At 69.0% G+C, this 26584-nt stretch carries 26 protein-coding genes; 14 read left to right on the forward strand and 12 right to left on the reverse strand.

Annotated features, from left to right (window positions below; all coding sequences use genetic code 11):
- Positions 1 to 106 precede the first annotated feature (106 nt).
- Entirely contained in the window at positions 107 to 964 is an 858-nt protein-coding gene (locus tag U3653_RS10385) for a MerR family transcriptional regulator (RefSeq protein ID WP_195079389.1), read from the forward strand.
- Positions 965 to 1111: 147 nt separating this feature from the next.
- Here the strand turns inward: U3653_RS10385 and U3653_RS10390 are convergent, their stop codons facing one another.
- From U3653_RS10390 to U3653_RS10400, 3 genes are all read right to left on the reverse strand, one after another.
- Positions 1112 to 2479, reverse strand: coding sequence for an NtaA/DmoA family FMN-dependent monooxygenase (locus tag U3653_RS10390; protein WP_195079390.1), 1368 nt, complete (start codon positions 2477 to 2479; stop codon positions 1112 to 1114).
- 11 nt (positions 2480 to 2490) lie between these two features.
- A complete protein-coding gene (locus U3653_RS10395; protein ID WP_195079391.1) occupies positions 2491 to 3705 on the reverse strand; it encodes an LLM class flavin-dependent oxidoreductase in 1215 nt (404 codons plus the stop codon).
- 306 nt (positions 3706 to 4011) lie between these two features.
- Entirely contained in the window at positions 4012 to 4596 is a 585-nt protein-coding gene (locus U3653_RS10400; RefSeq protein WP_195079468.1) for a TetR/AcrR family transcriptional regulator, read from the reverse strand.
- 160 nt (positions 4597 to 4756) lie between these two features.
- Here U3653_RS10400 and U3653_RS10405 point away from each other — a divergent pair, with 160 nt between their 5' ends.
- Together U3653_RS10405 and U3653_RS10410 are read left to right on the forward strand one after the other, a co-directional pair.
- Positions 4757 to 5218: a DUF6463 family protein gene (locus U3653_RS10405; RefSeq protein ID WP_195079392.1), complete on the forward strand. Its 462-nt coding sequence runs from the start codon at positions 4757 to 4759 to the stop codon at positions 5216 to 5218.
- Between the two features lie 138 nt (positions 5219 to 5356).
- Entirely contained in the window at positions 5357 to 6388 is a 1032-nt protein-coding gene (locus U3653_RS10410; protein ID WP_195079393.1) for an aldo/keto reductase, read from the forward strand.
- Between the two features lie 46 nt (positions 6389 to 6434).
- Here U3653_RS10410 and U3653_RS10415 read toward each other — a convergent pair whose 3' ends face one another.
- From U3653_RS10415 to U3653_RS10435, 5 genes are all read right to left on the reverse strand, one after another.
- Entirely contained in the window at positions 6435 to 7499 is a 1065-nt protein-coding gene (locus U3653_RS10415) for an LLM class flavin-dependent oxidoreductase (protein ID WP_195079394.1), read from the reverse strand.
- Between the two features lie 402 nt (positions 7500 to 7901).
- Positions 7902 to 8228 (reverse strand): hypothetical protein, encoded by a 327-nt coding sequence (locus U3653_RS10420; RefSeq protein WP_195079395.1) that lies wholly within the window; start codon positions 8226 to 8228, stop codon positions 7902 to 7904.
- Entirely contained in the window at positions 8219 to 8854 is a 636-nt protein-coding gene (locus tag U3653_RS10425) for an MspA family porin (protein ID WP_323124040.1), read from the reverse strand. Before U3653_RS10425 ends, U3653_RS10420 begins: the two co-directional genes overlap by 10 nt.
- A 108-nt stretch (positions 8855 to 8962) precedes the next feature.
- Complete coding sequence (locus U3653_RS10430) at positions 8963 to 10906, reverse strand: glycoside hydrolase family 15 protein (protein WP_195079396.1); 1944 nt, start codon at positions 10904 to 10906, stop codon at positions 8963 to 8965.
- Between the two features lie 167 nt (positions 10907 to 11073).
- Positions 11074 to 11655, reverse strand: a complete 582-nt coding sequence (locus U3653_RS10435; protein WP_195079397.1) for a TetR family transcriptional regulator — start codon at positions 11653 to 11655, stop codon at positions 11074 to 11076.
- A 92-nt stretch (positions 11656 to 11747) separates the two neighbouring features.
- Here U3653_RS10435 and U3653_RS10440 point away from each other — a divergent pair, with 92 nt between their 5' ends.
- The 4 genes from U3653_RS10440 (at position 11748) to U3653_RS10455 (ending at position 15972) form a co-directional block, all read left to right on the forward strand.
- Positions 11748 to 12218, forward strand: a complete 471-nt coding sequence (locus tag U3653_RS10440) for a DUF4334 domain-containing protein (protein WP_195079398.1) — start codon at positions 11748 to 11750, stop codon at positions 12216 to 12218.
- A 6-nt stretch (positions 12219 to 12224) separates the two neighbouring features.
- A complete protein-coding gene (locus U3653_RS10445) occupies positions 12225 to 13313 on the forward strand; it encodes an NAD(P)-dependent alcohol dehydrogenase (protein ID WP_195079470.1) in 1089 nt (362 codons plus the stop codon).
- A gap of 199 nt (positions 13314 to 13512) precedes the next feature.
- The gene (locus tag U3653_RS10450) at positions 13513 to 14934 is read left to right on the forward strand and encodes a cytochrome ubiquinol oxidase subunit I (RefSeq protein WP_195079399.1); all 1422 of its coding nucleotides are present in this window, start codon (positions 13513 to 13515) and stop codon (positions 14932 to 14934) included.
- 3 nt (positions 14935 to 14937) lie between these two features.
- Positions 14938 to 15972, forward strand: coding sequence for a cytochrome d ubiquinol oxidase subunit II (locus tag U3653_RS10455; RefSeq protein WP_195079400.1), 1035 nt, complete (start codon positions 14938 to 14940; stop codon positions 15970 to 15972).
- Positions 15973 to 16047: 75 nt separating this feature from the next.
- Here U3653_RS10455 and U3653_RS10460 read toward each other — a convergent pair whose 3' ends face one another.
- Complete coding sequence (locus U3653_RS10460) at positions 16048 to 16827, reverse strand: NAD(P)H-dependent oxidoreductase (protein ID WP_195079401.1); 780 nt, start codon at positions 16825 to 16827, stop codon at positions 16048 to 16050.
- A gap of 138 nt (positions 16828 to 16965) precedes the next feature.
- Between U3653_RS10460 and U3653_RS10465 the strand changes: the two genes are divergently transcribed.
- Complete coding sequence (locus tag U3653_RS10465; protein WP_195079402.1) at positions 16966 to 17814, forward strand: helix-turn-helix transcriptional regulator; 849 nt, start codon at positions 16966 to 16968, stop codon at positions 17812 to 17814.
- A gap of 512 nt (positions 17815 to 18326) precedes the next feature.
- Here U3653_RS10465 and U3653_RS10470 read toward each other — a convergent pair.
- On the reverse strand, positions 18327 to 18587 hold the full coding sequence (locus tag U3653_RS10470; protein WP_195079403.1) for a hypothetical protein: 261 nt from the start codon (positions 18585 to 18587) through the stop codon (positions 18327 to 18329).
- Between the two features lie 433 nt (positions 18588 to 19020).
- Here U3653_RS10470 and U3653_RS10475 point away from each other — a divergent pair, with 433 nt between their 5' ends.
- Both U3653_RS10475 and U3653_RS10480 read left to right on the forward strand, forming a co-directional pair.
- A complete protein-coding gene (locus U3653_RS10475; protein WP_323124039.1) occupies positions 19021 to 19815 on the forward strand; it encodes an IclR family transcriptional regulator in 795 nt (264 codons plus the stop codon).
- Between the two features lie 287 nt (positions 19816 to 20102).
- Positions 20103 to 20801 (forward strand): DUF8020 domain-containing protein, encoded by a 699-nt coding sequence (locus tag U3653_RS10480; RefSeq protein ID WP_195079404.1) that lies wholly within the window; start codon positions 20103 to 20105, stop codon positions 20799 to 20801.
- Between the two features lie 81 nt (positions 20802 to 20882).
- Here U3653_RS10480 and U3653_RS10485 read toward each other — a convergent pair whose 3' ends face one another.
- The gene (locus U3653_RS10485) at positions 20883 to 21614 is read right to left on the reverse strand and encodes an IclR family transcriptional regulator (RefSeq protein ID WP_195079472.1); all 732 of its coding nucleotides are present in this window, start codon (positions 21612 to 21614) and stop codon (positions 20883 to 20885) included.
- 189 nt (positions 21615 to 21803) lie between these two features.
- Here U3653_RS10485 and U3653_RS10490 point away from each other — a divergent pair, with 189 nt between their 5' ends.
- The 4 genes from U3653_RS10490 to U3653_RS10505 all read left to right on the forward strand — a co-directional run bounded on the left by U3653_RS10490 (position 21804) and on the right by U3653_RS10505 (position 25725).
- Positions 21804 to 22622 (forward strand): 2-keto-4-pentenoate hydratase, encoded by an 819-nt coding sequence (locus U3653_RS10490; protein ID WP_195079405.1) that lies wholly within the window; start codon positions 21804 to 21806, stop codon positions 22620 to 22622.
- A gap of 4 nt (positions 22623 to 22626) precedes the next feature.
- Positions 22627 to 23610, forward strand: a complete 984-nt coding sequence (locus U3653_RS10495) for an acetaldehyde dehydrogenase (acetylating) (RefSeq protein WP_195079406.1) — start codon at positions 22627 to 22629, stop codon at positions 23608 to 23610.
- On the forward strand, positions 23607 to 24632 hold the full coding sequence (gene dmpG, locus U3653_RS10500) for a 4-hydroxy-2-oxovalerate aldolase (RefSeq protein ID WP_195079407.1): 1026 nt from the start codon (positions 23607 to 23609) through the stop codon (positions 24630 to 24632). Before U3653_RS10495 ends, dmpG begins: the two co-directional genes overlap by 4 nt.
- Before the next feature lie 154 nt (positions 24633 to 24786).
- Positions 24787 to 25725 (forward strand): undecaprenyl-diphosphate phosphatase, encoded by a 939-nt coding sequence (locus U3653_RS10505; protein ID WP_195079408.1) that lies wholly within the window; start codon positions 24787 to 24789, stop codon positions 25723 to 25725.
- A gap of 20 nt (positions 25726 to 25745) precedes the next feature.
- Here the strand turns inward: U3653_RS10505 and U3653_RS10510 are convergent.
- Positions 25746 to 26584: AMP-binding protein (locus U3653_RS10510; RefSeq protein WP_195079409.1), on the reverse strand; the 839-nt coding region annotated here is incomplete at its 5' end.

Raw genomic sequence — 26584 nt, forward strand, 5'->3', positions numbered from 1 at the left:
GTTCGGCTTGTCAGGCTTCACGCTACGCCAGTAATGATGCAAAATCGATGCATCAGCTCGAACTTTTTCGAAGGAGTGGAACTCGTGTGCCGGATGCGGTCCGACGATGGTTGACGAGGAGTCCGGCCGATACCCGGTGGGCGCGGTGGCGAGGCGGCTCGGCATTCCGGTCGCCACGCTGCGCAGCTGGAACCAGCGCTACGGGATCGGCCCGCCGCGCCGGCAGCGGGGTGCGCACCGCCGCTACAGCGAATCCGACATCGCGACTCTGCGGCGCATGATCGACTTCATCGCGGCGGGCGCGGCGCCGGCGGGAGCCGCGCGCCAGGCGCTCGCCCAGGCTGCGCGCGCGTCGGAAGGCCGCAGCGCGCTCTTGGTCGCCGCCGACCGGCTCGAACCCGATGTCGCGCTCACGCTGATCATGGCGCGGCTCGCGCGCGACGGTGTGGTGGCGACGTGGAACGGTTTGTGCCGACCGGCCTTCGCGACCGTCGTCGCGGAGCAGGCCGATGGCGGCGGCCTGGTCGAAGTGGAACACCTGTTGTCCTGGGCGGTGATCGCGGGGTTGCACCGGATGTTCCCGCCGGTCCGGCGGCCGCGCGGCCAGCCGCCGATCCTCCTGGCGTGCACGGCGGGGGAGAACCATGTGCTTCCCCTGGAGGTGTTGCGGGCCGCGCTGGCCGAGCAGGGCGTCGTCGCCGTGCTGCTGGGTGCGGCGGTGCCCGACCCGGCGCTGAGCGACGCCTTGGCGCATTACGACGAGCATTGCTCGCTCGTGCTCTGGTCGCAGTTGCCGCCGAGCGCCACGCCGGAAACCCTTCGGGCCGTGCGGCAGCCGACGGTGCGGGTGCTGGTGGCCGGGCCGGGCTGGTCCGCCGTTGCGCTGCCGCCCGAGGTCCCCTACGTCACCACCCTCGAGAACGCTCTCGCGACCCTGCTCGAACTCATCTCCGGCCCTGTCTGATCCCGGCTTCGCGGCCGGACTCGTCTCGACAACAAGGCCACCCGGCCGCCCGCCACACAGGCATCGACCGGCATCCGCTGCCGGGAGGGCCAGTGGGCCCGGCAGCGGACGCCGGTCGATAGGACGTGCGGACGACCGCGGCCGAACTCAGGCGTCGGCCGGCACCGCCTTCGCCGAGCGCACATCCGGCAGGCCGAGATTGTCGCGCAGGGTGGTCCCCGCGTACTCGGTGCGCAGCGCACCGCGATCCTGTAACAGCGGCACCACCTTGTCGACGAATTCGTCCAGGCCCCACGGCACCAGGTGGGAACCGAGGATGAAACCGTCGGAGCCGTCGTTCTGCACGAAAGCGTCGATCTGCTCCGCGACCTGCGCGGGGGTTCCGACCAGGGGGCCGCGTTCGAACTGGTCGATCACCACCTCGCGCAGCGAGAGCTTCTTCGTCTCCGCGACCTGGCGCAGCCGTTCGGCGGTGGCGAAGCGGTCCTGGTGGACGAAGGCGCGACCCTGGATGATCGGCGGCGCGTCGGGGTCGGGATCGATGTCGGGGACCGGCCCTTCCGGGTCGTAGCCGGACAGGTCGCGGTTCCAGATCTGTTCCAGCAGAATCAGCGCGGTCTGCCCGGTGACCTGCTCGTCGCGGATGGCGTGGTATTTCTCGATCGCCTCGGCCTCGGTGTCGCCGAGCACGAAACTGGCCGACGGCAGGATCTTGATGTCCTCGGCGGCCCGCCCCGCCGCCACAGCGCGCGACTTGATGTCGCGGTAGAAGTCCGCGGCCTCCGGCAATTTGCCGTACGGGGAGAAGATGGCATCGGCGTTGGCCGCGGCGAAGGCGCGTCCCTGTGGTGACACGCCCGCCTGGAGGATCACCGGCCTGCCCTGAGGGCTGCGCGGCACGGTGAAGCGACCGGAGATGTCGAACTGGCTGCCGTGGAAGGCGAAAGCGCCGGCGTCCGGCCTGGCCAGAAACCGCCCGGAGTCCTTGTCGGCGACGATGTCGGCCGCGTCCCAGGAATCCCACAGCGCCCGAACGGCGTTCAGCGTCTCCTCGGCGCGCGCATAGCGGTCGGCGGGATCGAGGAATCCGCCGCGCCGGAAGTTCTGGCCGGTGAAGGCGTCGAACGAGGTCACGACGTTCCACGCGGCGCGGCCGCCGGAGAGATGGTCCAGGCTGGCGAACTGCCTGGCCAGTTCGTAGGGCTCGTTGAAGGTGGCGTTGATGGTGCCCGCGAGCCCGAGATGCTCGGTGACCGCGGCGATCGAGGCCAGCACGGTGAAGGTGTCGGGGCGGCCGATGATGTCCTGATCGAAGATCCGGCCCGCGCGTTCGCGCAGGACGAGCCCTTCGGCGAGGAAGAAGAAATCGAACTTGCCGCGTTCGGCGGTGCGGGCGGTGTGCTCGAAACTGCTGAAATCGATCTGGCTGCCCGCCTCGGGATGCCACCAGGCGGTGTGATGGTTGACGCCGCCGAGGTAGGCGCCAAGGATGACCTGCTTACGGGGGGTGCTCATGGTGACCTCGCTCAGGCAGTCGCGTAGCGGTTGGGGACGTCGGTGGGCAGGCCGAGCAGCGCGCGCAGCGAGCCGTCCGGGTAGCCGGCGCGGAACACACCGCGGCGTTGCAGCGCGGGGACGAGCCGGTCGGCCACTGCCGCCAAGTCGTCGACCGCGACGCCGGGCCGCAATCGGAACCCGTCGACCCCCTGCTCGCTCCAGTCGGTGAGCAGATCGGCGAGCTCGTCGGCGCTTCCCGCGAAGACGGCGGCGTCGGAACCGAATTCGGCACCCGCGAGTTCGCTCAGCCGGGACAGACGCTGCGGACCGGACTGCTCGTCGGTATCGAGGAAAACGGTGATGTCGGCATAGACTCGCAGCGGCTCACCGGCGCGTCCCACCCGCGCCGCGGCGGACGCGACTTGTTTCAGGATCGGGCCGGGGCCCTCGTCGCGGGTGGGCGTGACGAAGACCAGATCGGCACCGCGGGCGGTGAATTCGTAGATCAAGGGGCCGTGCGCAAGAGCCGCCACCACCGGCTGCCCTTGCGGCGGACGCGGCGTGATCGATGGCCCGCGGACGCTGAAGAAGCGGCCCTCGAAGTCGATGTAGTGCAGTTTGTCGCGATCGATGAACCGGCGAGTGGCCACATCGCGGATCTCCGCGTCGTCCTCCCAGCTGTCCCATAGCCGCCGCACCACCTCGACGGCGTCGGCGGCTTCGTCGAAGAGATCGCGCACCCGGTCGGGGAAGACGCCGGAGGCGAGGGCTTCGGCGAGTTCGGCGGGAGTCAGGTCGTGCACCCCACGGCGTCCGAAGTGGGCGGCCTCCTCGGCGGTACCGGACACCCGCGCTTGCCAACCCGCCCGGCCACCCGAGGTGTAGTCGAGGGTGGCGATCGACTTGGAGACGTGGAACGGCTCGGTGTGCGTGGTCGTCACGGTCGGAATGAGACCGATACGCCGGGTGACCGGGGCGATCCGTGCGGCGATCAGATGCGCGTCGATCCTGGCCCTGACCTGATCGACGGCGTCGTCGGACGGTGCGTGCCCTCCACCGGGGATCCGCAGACTGTCTTCGATGCTCACGAAATCGAGCAGTGCCCGCTCCGCGGTCCGGATCAGGTCGGTCCAGTAGCCGGGGCCGAACAGTTCGGCAGGACGGGAGTTGGGCTCCCGCCACGCGGCCGGATGCCAGCCCGCCCCGTCGAGCGCGACGCCGATATGCAGTGGGTTCGGTGCCATCGTCTCCCGTTTCTCTCCATGCGCGAATATCGTGCGGTGCAACGCCCGAAACCGCTCTGCGACGGACCGAACGGGGGCTGCGAGCACGGCCGAAGACGGGCTGTGTCACCGGGCTCGACGGACCGGGAAGGAATAACGCGTGGCCACGGCGGAGAATGTGCGCACACGCTAGCCATCGCACGCGGAGTGTCAACGATTCAGATCAGCTCGATCGATGGGAAATACGGCGGCGCGACCGGTGTGCTGCGGCCCGGAACGGGGCCGAGCTCTCACGCGAAAGCCCGGCCTGCCGAACGTGCGCAGCGTTCAGCGCGGCGGACGCAGAAGGTATTCTCCGGCGAGTTCGACGGCTTCGCGAGTGGTGTAGCCGGGGTGGTCGGCGACGATGAAGTGACGGCCGATCGCGAGGGCGAAGGTCAGGGTGCTGCGTGCCTCGACCTCGTCGGGGTCGGTGATGAAGGCCCCGAACATTTTGCGCAGGAAAGTCATCCGCTCGTTGTCGATGCGCCGCAGGCGCGTGGCCACCGATTCGTCGTGGCGGGCCCAAGCGCGCACCGCGAGATCGATGCGGTGCAGGTCCTCGGTGAAGGTCAATCGTCCGGCGCGCCGGATCCGGTCGGCGGCGTCGCCGCCTTCGGCTTCGGCCTGGGCGAGGACGGCTGTCGTGCAGCGGCGTTCCCACTCGTCCAGCATTTCCGTGAGCAGCGCGGGACGGCCGTCGAAGTAGCCGTAGAACCCGCCCTTCGTCACGCCGAGCTGGGCGGCGAGCGTCTCCACGCGGACGGCATCGGGTCCACCGCGGGCGAGTGCTTCCAGACCCGCCTCGATCCAGCGGTCGCGGGTGGTGCGGGGCACGGCAGGAATCTGGCCACCTCCATTGATCGGACTGATTCTGTACGTTACCGTATAGATCAATTGTACGGAATCGTATAAAAGCGAATGTCGCGCCGCGATACGGGAAGTCGACCTCGCGATCGTCGACCCCAGCGTGAGGGGCCCCGGCGGAACCGTGACGACGCCGGAACTTCGTCGGAACAGGAAAGGTCACGAGATGAAGGACAGAAAGCGATTGCTCCGCTGGTCCGGTGCGATCCTGCTCGTGCTGGGCGCAGGGCACCTGATCCTGCTGGCACTCTCCTCCTGGGGAAACATCACCGGCTGGGCCGAGCGCGGTATATGGGCGGCCGTCCCGCTCACGCTCGGAGATGAAGACATCGTGCAGACGGCGGAGTCCTTGGAGAACAAGCTGACGTTCTGGGCCGGCCCGGGCAGCTTCGCCGTGCCGTTGATGCTGTTGGGTCTGCTGATCTGGCACCTCGCCGGACGCGGGGTGGCCGTGCCCGCTGTAATCGGCTGGGGCCTCGCGGCATGGTGCTTGCTGGGCGGTGTCCTGCTCGTGCCGTCGCCATTCTTCGTCGGAATCGTTTCCGGGGCGCTTGTCATCGTGGCGGCACGGAAGGACGATCGGCCCCCGGTGAGTGCGACAGCTTCGAGCGCGGAGAGCCGAGGCTGATCGGTCCGGCGGGAGGCGCGGCACGCGGGGGTCGGCATGGCACGACGGGTTTCGATCAGCGTGAGCCGACCGGTCGCACCGGAGGGGCCGAAGTGGTGCACTCTCGGTGATCACGCAGCGAAAGGAAGACACGCACAGATGAGTTATGGCCCCTTCGATCCGACCTATGCTGCCGCGGCGGACCGGTACGAAAAAGTCCCGTACCGCCGCACCGGTAACTCCGGCCTCGACCTTCCTGCCTTCTCGTTCGGCTTGTGGCAGAAGTTCGGCACCGATTACCCGTTCGCGACGCAACGCGAGATCATCCTGCGCGCTTTCGATCTCGGCATCACGCACTTCGATAACGCCGACCGCTACGGACCGCCGCATCGCGCCGCCCAGAAGAACTTCGGCGCGGTGCTCGGCAAGGACCTCGCTCCCTACCGTGACGAACTCATCCTCTCGACCAAGGCGGGCAACCCCATCGGGCCGAGCCCCTATCTCCGGGGCGGTTCGCGCAAGTCGATCCTCACCTCGCTCGAGCACAGCCTGCGCGACCTCGGCACCGACTACGTCGATATCTTCTACCATCACAGCCCGGATCCGAGCACGCCGTTGGAGGAGACGGTCGGCGCGCTGGTCAGCGCCGTGCAACAGGGCAAGGCGCTCTACATCGGCCTGTCCAATTACGCGCCCGACCGCACTCACGAGGCCGCCGAGCTGCTCCGGCAGGCGGGCGTTCCGCTGTTGATCCACCAGGCCCGCTACTCGATCTACGACCGCAGCCCCGAGCGCGGCGGCCTGCTGGAGACCGCCCGCGAGGACGGCTTCGGCGTGATCGTCTACTCGCCGCTGGCGCAGGGCCTGCTGACCGACAAGTACCTGGAGACGATTCCCGACGGGGCGCGGGCGCAGAACAGCAGCTTTCTGTCGCCGGATGTCATCGACGAGACCTACCGGCAGCGCACCGCCGCGCTGAACAAGATCGCCGAGGCGCGCGGCCAGTCGCTCGCGCAGCTGGCGCTGCAATGGGTGCTGCGGCGCCAGGAGGTCACCTCGGCGCTGATCGGCGCGAGTTCCACCGCGCAGCTCGATCACAACATCGCGGCGCTGAGCTTCCCCGCCCTCACCGACGACGAACTCGCCCTCATCGACGAGCACGGCGTGCACGGGACCGGCCTGAAACTCTGAGCCCGCGCCACGCGGATCGGGAGGGGCAGCGCACGCGCTGCCCGTCTCAATCCCGCAGCAACGGCAGCAGCTGCTTGCCTTGACGCTCGATCTCGGTCAGATACGGGGTGTCGGACAGCACGAAATGCGTGATGCCCAGGTCCTGATACTTGCGCAGCGATTTGGCGACGTCGTCGGGGGAGCCGACCAGCCAGGTCGTCCCTGCCCCACCGCCGCCGAACTTCCCCGGCGTGGTGTACAGGTTGTCGTCGAGCACCTCGCCCTGCGCGGCCAGCTCCAGCAATCGCTGCTGGCCCACCGCCGTTCGGCGATGCGGGTTCGGCACGGGCGCGTGGTGGTGGTCGGCCATCGCCGCGACCTTCGCCTCCGCCTCCGCCCAGGCCTGCTCGGTGGTGTCCCGGACGAAGGTGGTGACCCGCAGGCCGAACTCCAGTGGCGGGTGCTCGCGGCCGAGTTCCTCACTCAGCGACCGCAGGCGCTCGATCCGTTCCCTGACGCCCGACAGGGGCTCGCCCCAGAAGAGCTGGACATCGGCCTCGGTCGCCGCCACCCGCTCCGCGGCCTCCGAGGCACCGCCGAAGTAGAGCTTCGGATGGCGGCGCTCGCCGCGCGCGACGATCCTCGGCAGCGCGGTGGAATCGATGACCTGGTAGTACTGGCCCCGATAGGTGACGTTCTCCTCCGTCCACAGCCGGCGGACGAGTTGCAGGAACTCTTTGGTGCGGGCGTAACGCTCGGCCTGATCGCTCTCGGTCTCGCCATAGGCCGCGAGATCGTCCTTGCCCGACACGATGTTCACCCGCACCCGGCCGCCGGAGAGGTGGTCGAGGGTCGCCGCCGCCGATGCGAAGTTCGCCGGACGCCAGTAGCCCGGCCTGATGGCGACCAGCGGCTCGAACGTCGTGGTCCTCGCGGCGAGAGCCGTGGCGACGGTGAGGGTGTCCGGGCGGCCCCACCCGGTGCCGAGCAGAGCGCCCTGCCAGCCGTGTTCCTCGAGTGCCTTCGCCTGGGCGGTCAGGGTGTCCAGGCTGTTGTGATCGGCCACGACGGTGTCACCGCGATGTCCAGGCGTGACCTGATTCGGGATGTACCAAAGGAATTCGGAACTCATCGGCGCTGAATCCTGTTCGGTGGGCGTGATCAACGGGCGAATCACCCGGCTGGCGGGTCGGCCAGCCGTCGGGCACCGAAATTATCGACCGCACCCGGTGCCGTAAGTCCTTCGCCGCCCGCGCCATTCACCCTGAGGAACCGGCCCTGAACTGCGGTGATGCGCTGTGATGAGACATAAATTCATCCAGATTCCAGCGACGGCCGATGCGCCTGTCGCGATACCGGTGCGCGGGTGGACTTAGAGGCCGAGACTTCCCGTCGCGGGCCGCAGGCAGTGGAATCGCGCCGCTGCGCGAGGAAGCGAACGATAGGAGCTGATGCGAGCACACGCGCCGAGGCGATCACTGCTCGCGCTGGAATCGATGGGCCGCTCGCGGGGCGAGCGGCCCCCGACTGATCGTTATCGGATCGGCACGATCGGCTTGCCGGAGCCCGGTCCCGGCGCGGGAGGAACCAGTGCACCGGCGGGTGTGCCGGTATTGGGAGCCGACCTCCCGGGCGGGGGCGCGAGCACTTGCAACGGCAGTGCAGGTGGCGCGGCGGGCGCGCCGCGCGTCGCGGGCTTGTCGTCGCCGCAAGCCGTTGCGGGGGAGGGTATCTCGCCGCAGCTCGGTCCGACCGGCACGATCGGCTCGGCGCAGGTGGTGGGGGCGGCGATGATCAGTGCGGCCGACACCCCGATCGGCGCCAGCCAGCGTCGCAGCGCAGGCGCGGGGATCACAGCCATATCGGATCACCGTAGACCGCGACGGAATTGTCGGCCGTCGCGGTGGATATCGATACGATCGCGAACGAGCGCAGGCTCACCGCGCCCGCACACGCATCGATCTTGATCTGGATCTGATCGACGGAGATCGAGCCGTGCGGCCCGGCAAGCGGTTTGGTCCCCAGCGTGATGCTGTTGATGGTGCCCGGCTTGATGGTCGTCGACATGCTCGGCAGGGCCAGCGCGCTGCCGCCGACGGCGAGGCCGGGCGACGGGGCGACGGTCACCATGGCGTTCGGGCCGATGGCGGCGGACAGGCCCATGGTCAGGCCGTTGGAAACGTCCACCTGGCAGCCGATCTGGTATCCCAGCTGCAGCGTCCCCGAGTTCACCGCCTCCCGGCCCTCGCCGGCGATGTCGGCCGCCGCCGACAGCGTGACGAACCCTTCCCTGGTGAACGGCGTCGCGGCCAGATTGGGCACGCGCTGCACGTCTTCGGCGGTCTTGCTGATCCGCAACTGCCAGCCGTCCTCGGTGTCGACCACGCGAGACTTGTCTGCCACCGGATCAGCGGTCGCGGGGGCGGCCGTCAGGCCGAATGCCGCGGTCGCGGCGATGCCGAGCATCGCCATCGTCGAGCCCTTCAATGAAATCCTTAGTCCTGTTAACAGTCGAAGGCGATAGTACTGAGTCCGCCTCCGCGGCGGCACGAAAGGGCGCCCACCATTGGGGTGCAGTGGATTTCACCGGCCGGGTCAGCGGTGGATGTACCCGCGAGTGAGCGGTGCGTCGTCGAGCCGCGGTGCGATCGATTCACCGCCGAGTGCCTGCCGCAGGAGCGCTTGCTCGTCCTGGATGACGTGCATGACGGCATTGATCAAGGCGAGGTGGGTGAACGCCTGCGGATAGTTGCCCCAGTGCCTGCCGGTGCGGGGATCGATCTCCTCGGCGTAGAGGCCGAGCGGGCTGGCGTAGCCGAGAAGTTTCTCGCACAACTGTTTGGCCTTCTTCTTCTCGCCGATCTCCGACAGCGCCGACACCAGCCAGAACGAGCAGATCGTGAAAGCGCCTTCCTCACCAGCGCATCCGTCGTCGGTCTCCGCGACGCGGTACCGCAAGACGAGGCCGTCTTCGGTCAGTTCCTCTGCGATGGCCAGCACGGTGTTGCGTACCCGGTCGTCGTCGGGTGGCAGGAAACGCACGAGCGGGATGAGCAGGGTCGAAGCGTCCAGCGACGTGCTGCCGTAGTACTGGGTGAACACCCGCCGGGAATCGACCGCGTGTGCGCAGATGTCGGCGTGGATCTCGTCGGCGGCCTGTTGCCACCGGTGCGCGCGGGCGAAGTCCTGGTGGATACGGGCCAGCCGGGCGCCGCGGTCGGCGGCGACCCAGCACATCACCTTGCTCGAGGTGAAGTGCCGGGGCTGCCCGCGCACCTCCCAGATGCCGTGGTCGGGCTCGCGCCAGTAGGTCAGGGCGCTCTTGACCGCACGGCCGAGCAGCGGCCATGCCCGCGCATCGATCTGATCTTGATGACGGCCGTAGAGATAGACCGCGTCCAGCGCCGCGCCCCAGACATCGTGCTGCCGCTGCCGGTACGCCTCGTTACCGATGCGCACCGGGCCCGCGTTGTCGTAGCCGCGCAGGTGGGGAAGGGTCTGTTCGGCGAGGTCGGTCTCGCCGCCGATGCCGTAGACGATCTGCATGTCCCCGGCTTCCTCGGTCAGGTCGAGGATGTAGGAGAAGAAGTCGTTCGCCTCCCAGGTGAACCCCAGCGTGTACAGGCCCCACAGGGCGAAGGCGGAGTCGCGGATCCACGAATAGCGATAGTCCCAATTGCGCTCCCCGCCAGGGGTTTCCGGTAGCGAGGTGGTGGCGGCGGCAGCGACGGCGCCGGTGGGGGCGAAGGTCAATCCCTTGAGGGTGAGGGCGCTGCGGGTGAGTTCCGCGGTCCACGGATGGTCCGGGAATCGCCCGCCGGCCAGCCAGTGCCGCCAGTGGTGGATCGTGCGCAGCAGTCGCTCTTCGGCCTCCGCGACGTCGCCGGGCGCGTCCCGACTGCCCCAGGCCAGCGCGCAGAACCGGGTGTCGCCCTTCTTCAGCAGGGTCCGGGCGACCGCGTGCGTGCCCTCCAGCCCCAAGCGCATGTCCGTGCTCAAGGTCAGTTGCAGATCGATCCCGTCGGCGCAGGCCTGCGCGAGGTGATAACTGCCGAGGTACTCCCATCGCGCGCGATGCCTGCCGTAGTCGAAGGCCGGTTGGCAATCGAGCCCGAACTGGATCTGGCCGGTCTCGCAGTGCACCGTGCGCAGCAGGATGTGCTCGGCGTCGTAGTCCGTCGGCGTCCGCCGGTGCGCGCTGCGGCCGGGTTTCTGGTGCCGCCACGGCCCGACCAGCAGCACGTCACGGACCGTCGCCCAGCCCTCGCCGCTGCGCCAGCTCGTCTCCATGACCATCGTGCCCGGGATGTAGCGGCGATCGGTAGGCACCACGAAGTCGGCGGGAGCGAACCGGAACGAACCCGCGGAGCGATCGAGTATCGCGGCGAAGACGCTGGGGGAGTCCATGCGCGGCAGGCACATCCACTCGATGGCTCCGCTGGGCGCGATCAGAGCGGTGACCTCGCAATCGGAGATGAACCCGTAATCGTCGATGCGCGGGAAGGCCGTGAGCCGCGGCGTGCAATCGATCTCGTCCATGCGTTTCTCCGTCGTCGTCTCGGGGCTTACCGGCCGGTGGCCGTGCACCGGCGAGTACCTGCTGCGCCGCCTTTCTTCGGGGGAACACTGTGCGCGGTATCGAGGCGTGAGATGCAACGCTGCCACCAGCCCACCACCTGGTGGGCCGGCTCGGCAAGCCCTGCGAGCTAACGACCGGCTTCGGCGGCGGACGCCTCCGGGCTGACCAGCCGCCGGGCGGCCAGAACGGTCGCGGCGCGGCGTTCGGTGATGTTGTGCTGGGTGGTGCGGGTGGCGTGCATGGCCGCGGTGCGGGCGAGGTCGGTCAGCATGACGATCAGGGTGATGGGCGCGAACGCCTCGGTGATCAATCCCTGCTCCTGGCCGCGGCGGATCTCGGCGAGCTTCCCCGCGATGATCCGGCGGATGGCGTCCTCGGCGGCGGCGATGTGGGTCTGCTCGATCTCGGCCCACGCCTGCAACCGGGCGTTGTCGGGATGGGCGATGTAGTGGTCGAAGAGCCTGCCCACGTAACCGGGCAGGTCCGCGGCGTCGAGGGCGGTCTCCTCCGTGGTCTGGGCGACCCACTCCTCGGTGACCGCGGCGTACAACTCGTCCTTGCCCGCGAAATACGCGTATAGCCGGTCCTTACTGGCCTTGGCCGCGTCGGCGATGCGATTGATGCGCGCTCCCGCGATGCCGTACCTGGCGAACTCCGCTTTGGCCGCGACGAGTATTCGTTCGCGGGTGGCCTGACCTGCTGCGCGCATGGCCGGCATCCTATCTTGCCGAACCTTTTGGTTCGGATATACAGTTGCCGAACCAAAAGGTTCTGGAAACCGCATCGGAAACGAGGATGGTCATGGGCGCTGTGGGGACTGGCTGGCGAGAATTCCTCGCACGGGAAGGCGGGGTGACGGCGGCGGAGCTGGATGCGCTGTGGGCCGGTCTGCCCGTGGCGCGCGCCGAGGACATCCTGGGCGAATGGAAGGGCGCGGCGTTCCCCACCCGGCATCCGCTGCGCAAAGCGCTGTCGGCGAGCCGCTGGCACGGCAAGACGTTCCACAGCGTGCTGGACGCCAAGCCGTTGATCTGCCGCGCCGAGGACGGATCGCTGTTCTCCAACGTCGAACTCGGCGGCGGCGGGGAAGCGACGCTGTGGAACATCGAGTTCCGCGGTGAGGTGACCGCCACCATGGTCTACGACAAGCGACCGGTCTTCGACCACTTCAAATGGCTCGATGAGAACACGCTGATGGGCATCATGAACGGCAGGCCGGAACTGGTGCTGGCAGATGGCGAGTACTTCTATTTCCTGCTCGAGCGGAGCTGAGCGATGGTGACCACCACCGCCGTGCTGTCGCGCGACCCCGCCGCTGCGTTCACCGTCGAAGCGGTCGAGATCGACGGCCCGCGTGCGGATGAGATCCTGGTCCGGGTCCAGGCCACCGGCATCTGCCACACCGATCTGGTCACCCGGGCGGCGGGCGCCGCCGATCGTCCGGTCCTGCTCGGGCACGAGGGCGCCGGCGTGGTGGAGGTTGTCGGCGCGGCGGTGACCGGCGTGCGGCCAGGCGATCGGGTGGTGTTGACCTTCCGGCACTGCGGAACATGCCGCAACTGCCGGGCGGAGCGCCCGGCGTATTGCCTGCGAGCGGCGAAACTCAATCAGTTCGGCGCTCGGGCCGACGGATCGGCTCGGGTCACCGTCGCGGGCACTCCGGTGCGGGACGGTTTCTTCGGTCAGTCCAGCTTCGCCGCGTACGCCTTGACCACCGCCGACAACACGGTGGTCGTCGACACCGAGGTCGATCCGGCCGTCCTCGCCCCACTGGGCTGCGGTTTCCTCACCGGAGCCGGGGCGGTGCTCAATGTGCTGCGGCCGGACCGGGACGCCCGCGTGGCGGTCTACGGCGCGGGCGCGGTCGGCATGGCGGGTGTGCTGGCGGCACTGGTGCGCGAGGTCGCCGAGCTGGTCGTGGTGGAACCGTCACCGGCGCGACGGGCACTGGCGCTGGAACTGGGCGCCACCGCGGCCCTCGATCCCGCGGCAGACGACATCGTGCCCGCGATCCGGAAGCTGACCGACGGCGGGGCCACCCACGCCATCGACACCACGGGATCGTCGCGTGTGCTCGCCACCGCGGCCGCCGCATCGGCGATCGGAGGCACCGTGGTCGCGGTCGGTCTGGGTGCCGGGGTCCCCGAGATCGATCTGCGGGATATCGTCCTGGGCGGCAAAGCGATTCGCGGCTGCCTCGAAGGCGACGCGGTGCCCGCGACTTTCATCCCCCAGCTGCTGGAGCTGCATGCCGCCGGACGATTCCCCATCGACCGGCTGATCACGAGGTATCCGCATACCGAGATCAATGCCGCGCTCGCGGAGCAGCGGGCGGGCACGGTCGTCAAACCGGTGCTCACCTGGTGAGGTGACCGGAACGAGCGAACTCGACACGCTTTCGCCCGTCGGGCTGAGACCGGCACCCACGTGTCCGGGCGCATGACAGCTCCGCCGCGGCGGCAGCGCCGGTGGCGCCCTGGTTGGCGCGGCGCAAAGGGGATACCCCGCTCGAGAGCCGACGTGCGGCGCAGGCATGCGGCTCCCGAGACCGCAGGAAGGGGCTGCCATGGTGTCGAGCACGCTCGCGGCGCTGTCCCAGGCGTCGGCGGAGGGGCCACCCGGTCTGCTTCCCGCGCGCCAGCAGATGGCGTTCTCGCTGGGCTGGCACATCGTGCTCGCCTGTTTCGGGGTGGCCTTTCCCGCCATGATCTACGTCGTGCATCGCCGCGGCATCGTCCGCACCGACCCGGTCGCCTCGGCGCTGGCCAAGCGGTGGGCGACGGTATCGGCGATCCTGTTCGCCATCGGCGCGGTCTCCGGGACGGTGCTCAGCTTCGAGATGGGCCTGCTGTGGCCGGGGCTGATGGGCCGCTACGGTGACGTGCTCGGCCTGCCGTTCGCCTTCGAAGGGCTGTCGTTCTTCATCGAGGCGATCTTTCTCGGCATCTACCTCTACGGGTGGGGTCGCATGGCGCCGCGCAGGCACCTGGCGATGCTCATCCCGATGGGCGTGGCGGGGGTGGTCGGCACCTTCTGTGTGGTCAGTGTCAACGCGTGGATGAACAACCCGACCGGCTTCCGCCTCGTCGACGGGGAGGTGACCGACGTCGATCCGTGGCGAGCCATGTTCAACGACGGTGTCTACCTGCAGTTCGCGCACATGTGGGTCGGCGCTTTCATGGTCGTCGGCTTCCTGGTGTCCGGTGTCTACGCGGCCGGTCTGCTGCGCGGCCGCCGCGACGCCAACCACCGGCTCGGATTCACCGTTCCGTTCGTCTTCGCCACGGTCGCGGCGCTCGCGCAACCGCTCATCGGGCATGTGCTCGGCATGCGGGTGCACGACACGCAGCCGGCCAAGTTGGCGGCGTTCGAGCTGGCCGCCACCACCGAAGGGCCTGCCCCGCTGCGACTGGGCGGCGTCCTGGTCGACGGCGAAGTCAAGGGAGCGCTCGAGATCCCCCGGCTGGGTTCGATCATCGCCCGCAATTCCCTGACCGCACCTGTCCCCGGTCTGGACTCGGTGCCCATCGGGGACCGGCCGCCGGTCAACGTCACCCATCTCGCTTTCCAGGGCATGGTGGCCATCGGCACCCTGCTCGCGCTCCTGGTGATCGTGTTCTGGCTGCTGCGCTGGCGGCGCCGTGACCCGCTGACCGAACGCTGGTTCCTGGGCGCGTCGGTCGCCGCGGGCCCGCTGGCGATCCTCGCGCTGGAATGCGGCTGGATCGCCACCGAAGTGGGCCGTCAGCCGTGGACGGTGTGGCAGGTGCTGCGCACCACCGACGCCGCCAGCACGAGCACCGGCCTGTGGTGGAGCTATGCCAGCGTATTGCTGGTGTACGTCGGGATGACGGTGGGTGCGATCGTCGTCTTGCGTTCCATGGCTCGCCGTTGGCGCGCCGGCGCCGCGACCATCACCGCCCCCTACGGACCGGGAGCATCGCCGGTCGACCAGGCGCAGCGGGCCCGCAGCGTCGGAAAGCCGTGACCGATGGATCTCTCCGACGTGGTGGCGACGGCGATGTTCACCGGGGTTGTCCTCTACGGGCTGTTCGGTGGCGCGGATTTCGGCTCCGGATTCTGGGACCTGACCGCGGGCGGTGCGCGGCGCGGCAGCCGCCTGCGGGTGCTCATCGATCACAGCATCGGACCGGTGTGGGAAGCCAATCACGTCTGGTTGATCTACATCCTGGTCTTCCTCTGGACCGCCTACCCTGCGGTGTTCGCCGCCGTGATGACCACCTTGTTCATCCCGATGAGCCTCGCGCTGCTGGGAATCGTGCTGCGCGGCGCGAACTTCGCGTTCCGCAAGTACTCCGCGACCCTGCGCCAGGCGCGCCTGTTCGGCGCGTTGTTCGCCGGCGCGTCGCTCATCACGCCGTTCTTCTTCGGCACCGTGGCCGGCGCGATCGCGTCCGGGCGAGTGCCCGCCGAGGGGTACGGCGACCGGGTGGGGTCATGGCTGAATCCGACCTCGCTGATCGGCGGCACGCTGGCCGTCGGGACCTCGGCGTTCCTGGCCGGAGTCTTCCTCACCGCGGACGCCGCGCGCTCGGGCGACGACGCGCTGGCGGGATACCTGCGCATCCGCACGCTGATCGTCGGCGGCGTGACCGGGGCGGTCGCGATCGCGGCGATCGCCCCGATCCGTCACGACGCACCGACCCTGGGCGCCGGACTACTCGGGCGTGCCCTGCCGCTGATCGCGCTCTCGGCCGCCGCGGGCGTGCTCACCCTGATCATGGTGTACCGTCGCCGCTTCGCGTGGGCGCGCGTCCCCGCGGTGATCGCGGTCGCCGCGATCGTCATCGGATGGGCGGTCGCGCAGACGCCGTGGATCCTCGTCGACGAGACGCTCATCGCCGACGCGGCAGGGGCACGCTCGACCCTGATCGGGCTGCTGGCCGTCGTCGCCGTCGCCGCCGTCACGGTGCTGCCCGCTCTGGCCTACCTGTTCTGGCTGACCCAGACCGATGCGTGGGTCCGCGACGAGCCCGCGCAGATCGGGCAGCCCGAGAAGGCGTAGGACTTCGGGTATCACTCGACACGCTCCGCCATGGACCTGGCGACCCTTGCCCGTACAGACGGACACGAACCGGGGTCAACTCCGCACGTGCAGGCCGAAACCCGTGCGGCCTGCGGACTCCAATCCCTCCTTCAGTTGCAGCGAGGGGATCTCGTAGTCGCCGAAGTTCTGCCGGCGAAAGGCGATCGGCTCGGTCGACTCCAAGGTGAGCAGGCGCTGCTCCCAAGCCTTGGCGACGTCCGCGTAGTCCTCGCCGGTCATCCGGTCGGTGCCATACAGCACGAACGGCGGCAGCACTTCGATGCCGGGGTAGAACAGGATGCCATGGTGGATCGGGAACAGCAGATCCTCGATGGGCCCGTTGATCCCGCGCGCGGCGTAATGCGGCTCCGGGCCGCCTACGGTCACCGACAGCAGAGCCTTCCGGCCCGTGAGAGTGCCTTCGCCGAAGCGCTCGCCGTACCTGGTGTCGCTGTGCTCGCCGACGCCGTAGGCGAAGTGGTAGGTGAACACCCGGTCCACCCAGCCCTTGAGGATCGCGGGCATCGTGTACCACCAGAGCGGGAACTGGAAGATGATCGTGTCGGCCCACAGCAGCTTCTCCTGCTCGGCGCGCACATCCGGGGTGAGCGTCCCCGCGTCGAAGGCCCGCCCCGAGTCACGGGCGACCCGTAGCGGACTCGAGGCTCCGGGGCCGTAGTCCGTGGCGTCCACGACCGCCTTCCACTGCATCGCGTACAGATCGCTCACCCGCACCTCGTGCCCCGCGGCCTCCAAGGCGGACACCGCGAGATCCTTCAGCGACCCGTTGAGCGACTTCGGCTCGGGATGGGCGTAGACGATCAATGTCTTCATCAGAACTCCTCGGGATCGGGTGCCTTCGATCCTGGGCGGCACGGCGCCCGGCGTTCAGGGGCTCCGCTTCCGTCGGACGGGACTTCCTGGTAACAGCAGGACCACCTTCACGGGCACGGCCGCAGCCATACTGGGGGCATGGACGATCTCGCGGGCTTCTTGCGAACCCGGCGTTCCCGGGTCGATCCGGCGACCGTCGGCATCCCCACCGACAGGCGCCGCCGGGTCGAAGGGCTGCGCCGCGAAGAGGTCGCGCACCTGTCCGGGGTCAGCGTCGACTACTACGTACGCCTGGAGCAGGGCCGCGCGACCGAGCCGTCCGAACAGGTCCTCGACGCGCTCGCCCGCGTCCTGGGTCTCGACGACACCGAACGCGAGCACCTCTACCGGCTGGCCCGCCAGCGCCGCCGCCGGGCGAAGGCGCCGGGCGGGCGAATTCGGCCGGAACTGTTGCGCGTGCTGGACCTGGTCACCGACGCGCCCGCGCTGATCATGGACCATCGCTTGGACGTGCGCGCGGGGAACCGCCTCGCCGGCCTGCTCTACGGCCGGCCCATGCCGGGGCTGAACACCGCCAGGCACATCTTTCTCGAGGAGGCCGAGCGCGGCCTCTACGCGGACTGGGAGACCTGCACCCTCGACGTGGTGGGGCACCTGCGCCTGGCCGCGGGCAAGTACCCCGAGGATCCCCGGCTTGCCTCACTCATCGGCGAGCTGGCGATGGGCAGCGAGCGCTTCCGCCGGCTGTGGGCTCGCGCGGACGTGCGCGCCCGCACCCATGGACGCAAGGCGTACCGGCACCCGCTGGTCGGACTGCTGGAACTGCACCAGGAGAACTTCGCCCTACCGGACGCCTCGGGCATGGAGCTGCTGGTGCTGTCGGCGGCCCCCGGCAGCCCCGCCGAGGACGGGCTGCGCCTGCTCGCCGGCCTTGGTGCGGACAGCGGCGCCGCGCATCCCACAATCGACGCCCAGGTCCACGAGTAGCCTGCGCCCGGCCGGATCGCGGCCGTGTCGGCACCGAGAACTCGGCCGCGCGCGAACGGCGCGGCATGTTCCGCGAAGCGGTACCGAAAGAACGGTTTGTTTATGGTCGCGAGTGGTACCCGGTGCACGTATCGGCTCGACAGCGCGGTCGTGCCGGTACGCGATTCGGGGTATCCCCGCTGCTCGACCACCGGCCGGTTGGACAACGATGTCATGAATAGCTTGCGCCGCACCCGAGGACGAGGGCCCCATTCCGAGGTTGGACGGCGCAAAGGAACTACATCGTGATCGAGGACGCGAACATGCCCAGCACCGACGACGAGGATCGAGACCGGATCATTTGGCCCGAGTCCCGTTTGAGCGCATGGTGGGCGGATGTCATGGGTCACCGCTTCCCCCGAACCCAGGCCACATCGAGTTGATCCCCCTCTCCGCGCACGATCGCACCGGTCAGCGGAGGGTAGTCCGGATGCGCCGATCACGCCGCTGAGGTGTCGCGTCGTGACCGTGCGCTACGCGCTGTCGGGCTGGGGTGTCCTGCGCAGCGCGAGGAGCTTGTCGACGATCTCGATCGCCGTCAGCGGAGCCGATGCGGTGCTGCCCGCGGCGGCGGCGCGAATCCGGGCGGCGAGGCCGGCGGGGCAGCGGGGCCCCGGATTGGCGGTGGTGGCGCAAGCCGAGCAGTTCTCGACGGCATCGGCGAGATGAGCTTCGACATTGCGCACATCCAGTGCGGCGATCAGATCGAGCCCGCTCAGGAAATTGATCGGCATGTCGATGGGTTCCTCCGGCTGAAAAGTCCGATCGGGGCGGGGCGTCGCCACGAGTGTTCCGGCGTGCCGCGCGGCGCGAATCGGCTCGGATATCGGACGACCGGGCGGGCGGACGTCGACCGATCTCGGGCCGTCGCATGCGAGGCACGGGCGGGCTCGCGGCGATTCGTGATGTGTGGATCCGTTTGCGGCCGACGCCGTTGTCGGCCTGCCGACGTCTTTGTCGGGACGGATGTCCGCTGACTGCGTTGTCGTCCGGACGGGGAGCAGCACGGCTTTATATAGGCTCCGCATCGGTAATGTAACAGATGGATATACTCGCTGGGAACCCGTCAGCGAACGGCAATCAGCCGGGATTTCCGCCTGCCCACGCCTGCTTTCCGGGGTGCGCGGCGGGTGGGCGGCCGCGGTTCAGCGAAAAATACGCAACGGTATGGTGTTGCAGATTTTGGTCCGGCCTGTGGACCGCCTGGTTAGTTGGAGGCGCTCGACTATGCAATCGGTACTCGGCAAGGCAAGGTTGCTGCTGGAAGCCTTCGACGCCGAGTCGGTGGCGTTGTCGCTCACCGAACTGTCCCGCCGCAGCGGAGTCGCCAAGGCGACGACGTATCGGCTGGCGAACGCCCTGGTGGAGTGGGGTGTCCTCGAACGCTCGGGGACGAAATACCGCCTCGGCCTGCGCCTGTTCGAGCTCGGGCAACTGGTGCCGACGCAACGGGTTCTGCGCGATGCGGCGCTGCCGTACCTGCAGGAACTCCATGCCGCGACGTCCGCGACGGTCCATTTCGCCATCCGCGACGGTCTCGACGTGCTCTACATCGACAAGCTCTCCGGCCACGGCGCGGTCGAGATACCGTCCCGGGTCGCGGGACGGCTGCCGCTGTACGCGACCGCGACGGGCAAGGCGATTCTCGCGTTCTCCGCGACCGATGTGGTCGCGCAGGTGGTGGAGAACGGGCTGTCGGCGTTCACCCGACGAACGGTCGCCTCGGCGGCGCATCTGTACCGCCAACTTGACATCGTCCGGCAGAACAGGCTGGCGGTGGAAGCCGAGGAGATGTCCCTCGGCGTGGTGAGCGCGGCGGTGCCCGTGTTCGGGCCGCAGTCGGTTCTGATCGGGGCGGTCGGGATGTCCACGACCACCGCTCGGATGAACCTCGACCGGATGTCCGGCCCGCTGAAGTCCGCGGCCATGGGGATCAACCGGACACTCGCGCGTTCGGCATAGCGCGCGGCGGACGCATACCGAAGAGTCGAGGCGTGCCCCGGATTAGCAAATCCGCGGCGAAGATCTCGCGAATTTTTCGATCGGTTGGTCAGCTGAGTGGACCGAATCGGTTGACCTGGCCTGACGCGCTCAGGCACCGTTCCACTACTTCCCACACGGAAGTGACGTGGGTCGCACCGACACCACACAGCACATCATCAACAACCTGCCGGGCGCTGTCCGCGCTCGGCATCCGGTGCACTCGGCGCGCCGACACCCAGGAAGAGCCGAGAGGAAAGAAAACAAGGATGAGGAAAATCGTCACGGTGGCCGCGGGTCTCGTCGCCGCGGTCGGGATCGCTTCCGGCTCGGCCGGCGCCCAGCCCGAAGCGGAGGACGCGGTCGGTTTCACGGCTCGCGCCACCGATACCCAGTCCATCATCACGACCGATGCCGGTTCCATGGTCGTCGAGGATGGCGTGTTCAAGGTCAAGGCCGCCAACGGCACGGTGCTCACCGGCATGCCGCTGACCTTCCGGGTCGATGACTTCGAGTTCCCGATCGCTGCCGAGATCGCGGACCACACCGCCACCCTGACCCCGCAGTTCGACCTGGCGCACGCCACCTACAAGCCGGTCGCCCTTCCGTTCGAGGACAAGGCGCCCTGGAAGACCGACTACGACCGTGAGCAGGCGGCCTGGACCCGCATGACCAGCACCATCACCATGGGCGCCACCCTCGGCACCCTGGTCGGCGGTCTCGGCGGCGGCGCCGTCGGCTGCATCCTGGGTGGCATCGCGGGCGCGACGGTCGCGGCCTCCACGATCGTCGGCCTGTTCGGCGCGTTCATCCCGGCCGCGGCCATCGGCTGCCTCGGCGGCATCATCGCCGTCGGCGCGCTGGGCACCCTCGCCGGTCAGATCCTGGTCACGGCTCCGGTGGCGCTGGGCGCCGCCATCCAGTACTTCGCCACTGTCAATCAGCCGCCGGTCGCACCGGCCAAGTAGGTAGTGGGGGAGCAACCCCGGCGAGCGTTCGCTCACCCGGCCCCGTCCGGCATCCGTGCCGGGCGGGGCCTTCCTCGTGGCTCAGGAAGGAGGCGCGGACAACAACCGGGCCCGCCGGGTCAGGGTGGCTCCGATGCCGTCGGCGGCCGCGCGGACCGATGCCGCGTGGGTCTCGGGCTGGAACCGATGGGACGGGCCTGCCACGCTGATCGCGGCGACCACGTCCTCCGACTCGCGAACCGGGGCGGCCACGCAGACGATGCCGGGCGCGGATTCCTCGAATTCGAAGGCGACGCCGTCGGCCGCGATCCGATCGAGCTGGTTGCGCAGCGTGCCCGGCTGGGCCATCGTGCGCGGGGTGTAGCGGCGCAGCGGTCCGGCCAGCACCTGGTCACGAAGCGCCGCGTCGGCGTTGGCGAGGAGCACTTTGCCGATGGCGGTGCAGTGCACCGGCATGCGGCCACCGATGCGGGAGGGGGCGCTGGCCTGCCTGCGTCCGCCGATCTTCGTCAGATACACGACATCCGTGCCGTCGAGCACGCCCAGATGCACGGTCTCGTGGATCCGGGCGTTGAGTTCCTCCAGGAACGGAATGGCCACCTCGAGCAGACTTCGCTCCACCGAGGCGCGCATCCCGAGTTCGAACAGGTACCCGCCGAGCCGATACCCGGCGTCGGTCCGGTCCAGCAGCCGGACGCTCACCATGTCGGCGAGGACCCGGTGCAGGGTCCCCTTCGGAATGCCGGTCCGCCGCCCCAGCTCGGCCAGGGTCAAGGTGGTGTCGTCGATCGAGTACGCCTCGAGTACGGCCATGATCTTGCCCAGCACGGTCGAACCGTCTACCGCACGGCCAGTGAACGCGGATGGCACCGCTCACCTCCTTCGCCGCGCCGACTCTATCGCGGCGGCGTTCGGCTCAGTGGAACGCGATGCTGGCGGACGGATTCCTTCCGCGGCGACAGTGAGGTCACCGTTCACTTCTCACGAGAGCCGGGACTTCCGATGCCGCTACCTCCAGACCTCGACCAACGCTCCGCGGACACCGCCACGATCGCCGCCGCCGACCTGCTCGGCGCGGCCGCCCGCTCCGGCACCCCGTGCGCCCCGGTACGCGATCTGATCGGTTCCGGCGACGTGGCCGCCGCCTACGCGGTGCAGGAATTGCTGACCGCCGAGCGCATCGCGGCGGGCGCCGAGGTGGTCGGCCGCAAGATCGGCTTGACCTCCCCGGCGGTGCAGCGGCAGCTCGGTGTCGATCAACCGGACTTCGGAGTGCTGTTCGACGACATGCGCTACCGGCAGGACACGCCCGTGCCGCTGAGCCGGTTGCTGCAGCCGAAGGCCGAAGCCGAGATCGCGTTCGTGCTCGGCGCGGACCTGGCCGACGGACCACTCGACGACCAGCAGGTCCGCGGCGCGGTCGACTACGCCGTGGCCGCGCTCGAGATCGTCGACAGCCGCATCGCCGGTTGGGACATCACCTTCGGCGACACCGTCGCCGACAACGCTTCCAGCGGTTTGTTCGTCCTCGGCGACGAACGCCGCACCCTCGATTCCTTCGAGCCCGTTTCCACCAGGATGCGGATGTCGATCGACGACGTCGAAGTCTCGACGGGAACCGGCGCGGCCTGCCTCGGCGATCCCCTGCACGCCCTGGCCTGGCTGGCGCGGACCACGCGCGAGTTCGGTCGTCCGCTGCGCGCCGGGCAGATCGTGCTCTCCGGAGCGCTCGGACCGATGGCCCCGATCGAGGGCCCTGGAACCGTCACCGCGGACATCACCGGACTCGGTTCGGTGACCGCGACCTTCATTCGGGAGTGAGACCATGAACGACAACCCCGCCACCCTCGAAGTCGCGGTGATCGGATCGGGCAACATCGGCACCGATCTGATGATCAAAGTGATCCGGCACTCGACCGTCCTGGAGATGGGCGCGATGGTCGGCATCGACCCGGAATCCGACGGTCTGGCCCGCGCGCGCAGACTCGGCGTCCCCACCACGTCCGACGGCGTCCAGGGCCTGCTGGAACTGCCGAACTTCGACGAGATCGACGTGGTCTTCGACGCGACTTCCGCCAAAGCCCACGCCGCCCACGCCGCGGTGCTCCAACCACTCGGCAAACGCCTGATCGATCTGACACCCGCCGCGCTCGGACCATTCGTCGTCCCGGCGGTGAACCTGGACGAGCACCGCCACGCGCCCAACGTCAACATGGTCACCTGCGGCGGGCAGGCCACCATCCCGATCGTCGCGGCCATCTCCCGCGTCGCACCGGTGGCCTACGCCGAGATCGTCGCGTCCATCGCCTCGAAGTCCGCCGGTCCCGGCACGCGCGCGAATATCGACGAGTTCACCGAGACCACCGCGCACGCGATCGAAACGGTGGGCGGCGCGGCGCGCGGCAAGGCCGTCATCATCCTCAATCCGGCCGACCCGCCGCTGATCATGCGCGATACGGTGCTGTGCCTGATCACCACGCCGGATCCCGGCGTGCACGAGGCGATCCGGGAATCCGTGGAGCAGATGATCGCGCACGTGGCCACCTATGTCCCCGGCTACCGCCTCAAGCAGCAGGTGCAGATCACGGCCGTGCCGCGAGACCAGCCGGTGCACACCCTCCTGACGCCTGGCACGGCCGCGGCGCCCACCCATCAGGTCACGGTGTTCCTCGAGGTCGAAGGCGCCGCCCACTACCTCCCGGCCTACGCGGGAAATCTGGACATCATGACCTCGGCGGCGGTGCGCTACGCCGAATCCATCGCCGACACGATCGCCGCGACGCCGGCGGGACAGGAAGCGCTGCGATGACCACCCGACTGTTCATCCAAGACGTCACCCTCCGCGACGGCATGCACGCGGTGCGCCACCGCGTCACTCCCGCCGACGTCGGCCGGATCGTGGCGGCGCTCGACGCGGCCGGTGTCGACGGCATCGAAGTCGCCCACGGCGACGGTCTCGCCGGCGGCAGCCTGAACTACGGTCCCGGGAGCAACACCGACTGGGAGTGGATCGAAGCCGCCGCCGCCAACCTCACCCACGCCCGGCTGACCACGCTGCTGCTGCCCGGCATCGGCACCATTCGAGAACTGAAGCACGCCTACCGGCTGGGCGTGCGATCGGTGCGCGTGGCCACCCACTGCACCGAAGCCGACGTGTCCGCCCAGCACATCGCGACCGCGCGGGAACTCGGCATGGACGTCTCCGGATTCCTGATGATGTCGCACATGGCCGAACCCGCTCGCCTGGCCGAACAAGCGAAACTGATGGAATCCTATGGGGCGCAGTGCGTCTACGTCACCGACTCCGGCGGCCGGCTGACCATGAACGGCGTCCGTGACCGGGTCCGCGCCTACCGGGATGCGCTCGACCCCGGCACCGAGATCGGCATCCACGCGCACGAGAATCTCTCCCTGTCGGTGGCCAATTCCGTGGTGGCGGTCGAAGAAGGCGTCACCCGGGTCGACGCCTCGCTCGCCGGCCACGGCGCCGGCGCGGGCAACTGCCCGATCGAACCTTTCGTCGCCGTCGCCGACCTGCACGGCTGGAAGCACAACTGCGATCTGTTCGCGCTGCAGGACGCGGCCGACGATCTGGTGCGCCCGCTACAGGACCGCCCGGTGCGCGTGGACCGCGAAACACTCACGCTCGGCTACGCCGGGATCTACTCGTCCTTCCTGCGGCACGCCGAGACCGCGTCCCGGCGCTACGGCATCGACGTGCGCACGATCCTGCTCGAGGTGGGACGTCGGGGGTTGGTCGGGGGACAAGAGGATCTCATCGTGGACATCGCCCTGGACATGCTCGCCGAATCCTCCGGCGCCACCGCCTGAGCGGCATCGACCTCGCCGACAGTGGTTTTCACCGTCGGCGAGGCCGACTCGCGTGTCCCGGTCATCACCCCTCCTCGCCGCGTCGGAACCGTCGCGGCGACTGCCGGGAGAGGCCCGCACACAGTTGCCTTGCGCGCGTGCGAGACTCGAAACGATGCTCACATACTTTCAAGCGACTGTGATCGGGGCGGTACAAGGGGTCACCGAACTGTTCCCGATTTCCAGCCTGGGGCACTCCGTGCTGGTCGCGGCATGGCTCGGAGGCGATTGGGAGAGATTGACCGGCCAGGGCGAAGCCGATTCCGGCACACCGTATCTGGCGTTCGTGGTGGCGCTGCACGTGGCCACCGCGCTGGCGCTGCTCGGGTACTACTGGCGCGACTGGTGCGTCATCGTGGCGGGCTTCTTCACCACGCTGCGCACCGGGCGCCTCGACACCATCCCGCAGCGGCTGGCATGGTTGATCGTGATCGCCACCATTCCGGTCGGCGTGCTCGGCTTCCTGCTGGAACATCCGCTGCACGCGCTGTTCGGCACGCCGTTCTACGCCGGAATCTTCCTCGCGCTCAACGGTGTCGTGCTGATCATCGGTGAGGGTCTGCGCCGGCGGAACGAGCCGTCGCTGGCCGAATACGGCCGGCGGTTCGCTCGGCAGGAAGCGCGCAGAGGCACCGTCACCGCCGTGGCGCGGACTCCCCGCCAGTCCGACCGGCCGCTGGCCGCCCTGGGGACGGCCGACGCCCTCGGTATCGGCTTCGCCCAAGCCGGTGCGCTGCTGACCGGTTTCAGCCGGGCGGGCCTGACCATGGTCGGCGGCTTGTGGCGCGGTCTCGCGCGCGAGCACGCGGCCAAATTCGCGTTCCTGCTGGCCACTCCGGCGATTCTCGGCGCCGGAGTGCTGGAGCTACCGGAACTGGTCGGCCCGGAGACCGAAGGCATCCGTGGACCGGTGCTGTTCGGCGCCGTCGTTTCCGGGGCGTCGTCGTGGCTGGCAGTACGGTTCCTGGAGCGCTACTTCCAGACTCGGACCCTACTGCCGTTCGCCACGTACTGCATTGCGGCGGGCACGCTCTCGGTGGTCCACTTCAGCTGAGCGCTGCCCGGCCGCGACGATCAACCGGTCACGTCTTCGCCGGTGAGCACCTCGCCCTCGGCGTCGAGGACGACCGCAGCGCCGACCATCCCGGCGGCGACCAGCGCGATCACACCCTCGGAGGATCTCGCTTCGTCGCGGTAGGGGATCTCGGATTCGTAGGTGAGTTCGTCCCGGTCGCGCAATCGCGCGGCTGCCGCGGCGAGGTCGTCGTAGCTGAGGACCTGTTGTCCGGCGAATGCCGGGTCGCTGCCGCGCAGTGGGCGGGTGCGGTGGGCGTAGGTGACCGGTCGTGGTGATTCGGCGGCGATTTCGGCGGTCAGGGCGGGGTCGTCGAGGGCCAGCCAGTCGACCGTGGCGGTCGGGAACGCACCGCCGGCGGTCAGGCCGGTCTTGATCTCGAGGTGGTCGGGTAGTGCGGCGTCGTCAGTGGGGACGGGGACGACGGCGGCGCCGGTCTTGAGCACGGCCCAGGTGGCGACGACGGCCTGGATGCCGCGGTCCAAGCGCAGCGCCACGCCCGCGCCGGGGCCGCAACCACGCGCGATGAGCACCCGCGCCAAACGCGAGGAGCGGGTCTCCAGATCGTGGTAGGACAGCTCGTCGTCGGACAGGATGGCGGGGGCGTCGGGGTCGTCCTCGACCGCGGCGACGAGCGCTTGGGTGAGTGTGGTGCCCGCGGTCGCCGCCGCGCTCGGCGATGGGGTGGCAACCGTTGCGGCCCTTCCCATTTCCCGTTCGGTGTCGTCGAGGATGTCGATGTCGCCGATGGGGGTGTGGGGGTTGGTGGCGATGGTGGTGAGGATGCGTTGGAGGCGGTGGCCGAGGGTGTGGATGGTGGTTTCGTCGAACAGGTCGG

The organism is Nocardia implantans, assembly GCF_035544775.1.
GTDB classification, from domain to species: Bacteria; Actinomycetota; Actinomycetes; order Mycobacteriales; family Mycobacteriaceae; genus Nocardia; species Nocardia implantans.

What these genes read in the sequence shown, in the direction of transcription:
- U3653_RS10385 (WP_195079389.1), top strand. Translation starts at nt 107, where the DNA reads ATGGTTGACGAGGAGTCCGGCCGATACCCGGTGGGCGCGGTGGCGAGG.
- U3653_RS10390 (WP_195079390.1), bottom strand. Translation starts at nt 2,479, where the DNA reads ATGAGCACCCCCCGTAAGCAGGTCATCCTTGGCGCCTACCTCGGCGGC.
- U3653_RS10395 (WP_195079391.1), bottom strand. Translation starts at nt 3,705, where the DNA reads ATGGCACCGAACCCACTGCATATCGGCGTCGCGCTCGACGGGGCGGGC.
- U3653_RS10405 (WP_195079392.1), top strand. Translation starts at nt 4,757, where the DNA reads ATGAAGGACAGAAAGCGATTGCTCCGCTGGTCCGGTGCGATCCTGCTC.
- U3653_RS10410 (WP_195079393.1), top strand. Translation starts at nt 5,357, where the DNA reads ATGAGTTATGGCCCCTTCGATCCGACCTATGCTGCCGCGGCGGACCGG.
- U3653_RS10415 (WP_195079394.1), bottom strand. Translation starts at nt 7,499, where the DNA reads ATGAGTTCCGAATTCCTTTGGTACATCCCGAATCAGGTCACGCCTGGA.
- U3653_RS10420 (WP_195079395.1), bottom strand. Translation starts at nt 8,228, where the DNA reads ATGGCTGTGATCCCCGCGCCTGCGCTGCGACGCTGGCTGGCGCCGATC.
- U3653_RS10430 (WP_195079396.1), bottom strand. Translation starts at nt 10,906, where the DNA reads ATGGACGAGATCGATTGCACGCCGCGGCTCACGGCCTTCCCGCGCATC.
- U3653_RS10435 (WP_195079397.1), bottom strand. Translation starts at nt 11,655, where the DNA reads ATGCGCGCAGCAGGTCAGGCCACCCGCGAACGAATACTCGTCGCGGCC.
- U3653_RS10440 (WP_195079398.1), top strand. Translation starts at nt 11,748, where the DNA reads ATGGGCGCTGTGGGGACTGGCTGGCGAGAATTCCTCGCACGGGAAGGC.
- U3653_RS10450 (WP_195079399.1), top strand. Translation starts at nt 13,513, where the DNA reads ATGGTGTCGAGCACGCTCGCGGCGCTGTCCCAGGCGTCGGCGGAGGGG.
- U3653_RS10455 (WP_195079400.1), top strand. Translation starts at nt 14,938, where the DNA reads ATGGATCTCTCCGACGTGGTGGCGACGGCGATGTTCACCGGGGTTGTC.
- U3653_RS10460 (WP_195079401.1), bottom strand. Translation starts at nt 16,827, where the DNA reads ATGAAGACATTGATCGTCTACGCCCATCCCGAGCCGAAGTCGCTCAAC.
- U3653_RS10465 (WP_195079402.1), top strand. Translation starts at nt 16,966, where the DNA reads ATGGACGATCTCGCGGGCTTCTTGCGAACCCGGCGTTCCCGGGTCGAT.
- U3653_RS10470 (WP_195079403.1), bottom strand. Translation starts at nt 18,587, where the DNA reads ATGCCGATCAATTTCCTGAGCGGGCTCGATCTGATCGCCGCACTGGAT.
- U3653_RS10475 (WP_323124039.1), top strand. Translation starts at nt 19,021, where the DNA reads ATGGTGTTGCAGATTTTGGTCCGGCCTGTGGACCGCCTGGTTAGTTGG.
- U3653_RS10480 (WP_195079404.1), top strand. Translation starts at nt 20,103, where the DNA reads ATGAGGAAAATCGTCACGGTGGCCGCGGGTCTCGTCGCCGCGGTCGGG.
- U3653_RS10485 (WP_195079472.1), bottom strand. Translation starts at nt 21,614, where the DNA reads ATGGCCGTACTCGAGGCGTACTCGATCGACGACACCACCTTGACCCTG.
- U3653_RS10490 (WP_195079405.1), top strand. Translation starts at nt 21,804, where the DNA reads ATGCCGCTACCTCCAGACCTCGACCAACGCTCCGCGGACACCGCCACG.
- U3653_RS10495 (WP_195079406.1), top strand. Translation starts at nt 22,627, where the DNA reads ATGAACGACAACCCCGCCACCCTCGAAGTCGCGGTGATCGGATCGGGC.
- dmpG (WP_195079407.1), top strand. Translation starts at nt 23,607, where the DNA reads ATGACCACCCGACTGTTCATCCAAGACGTCACCCTCCGCGACGGCATG.
- U3653_RS10505 (WP_195079408.1), top strand. Translation starts at nt 24,787, where the DNA reads ATGCTCACATACTTTCAAGCGACTGTGATCGGGGCGGTACAAGGGGTC.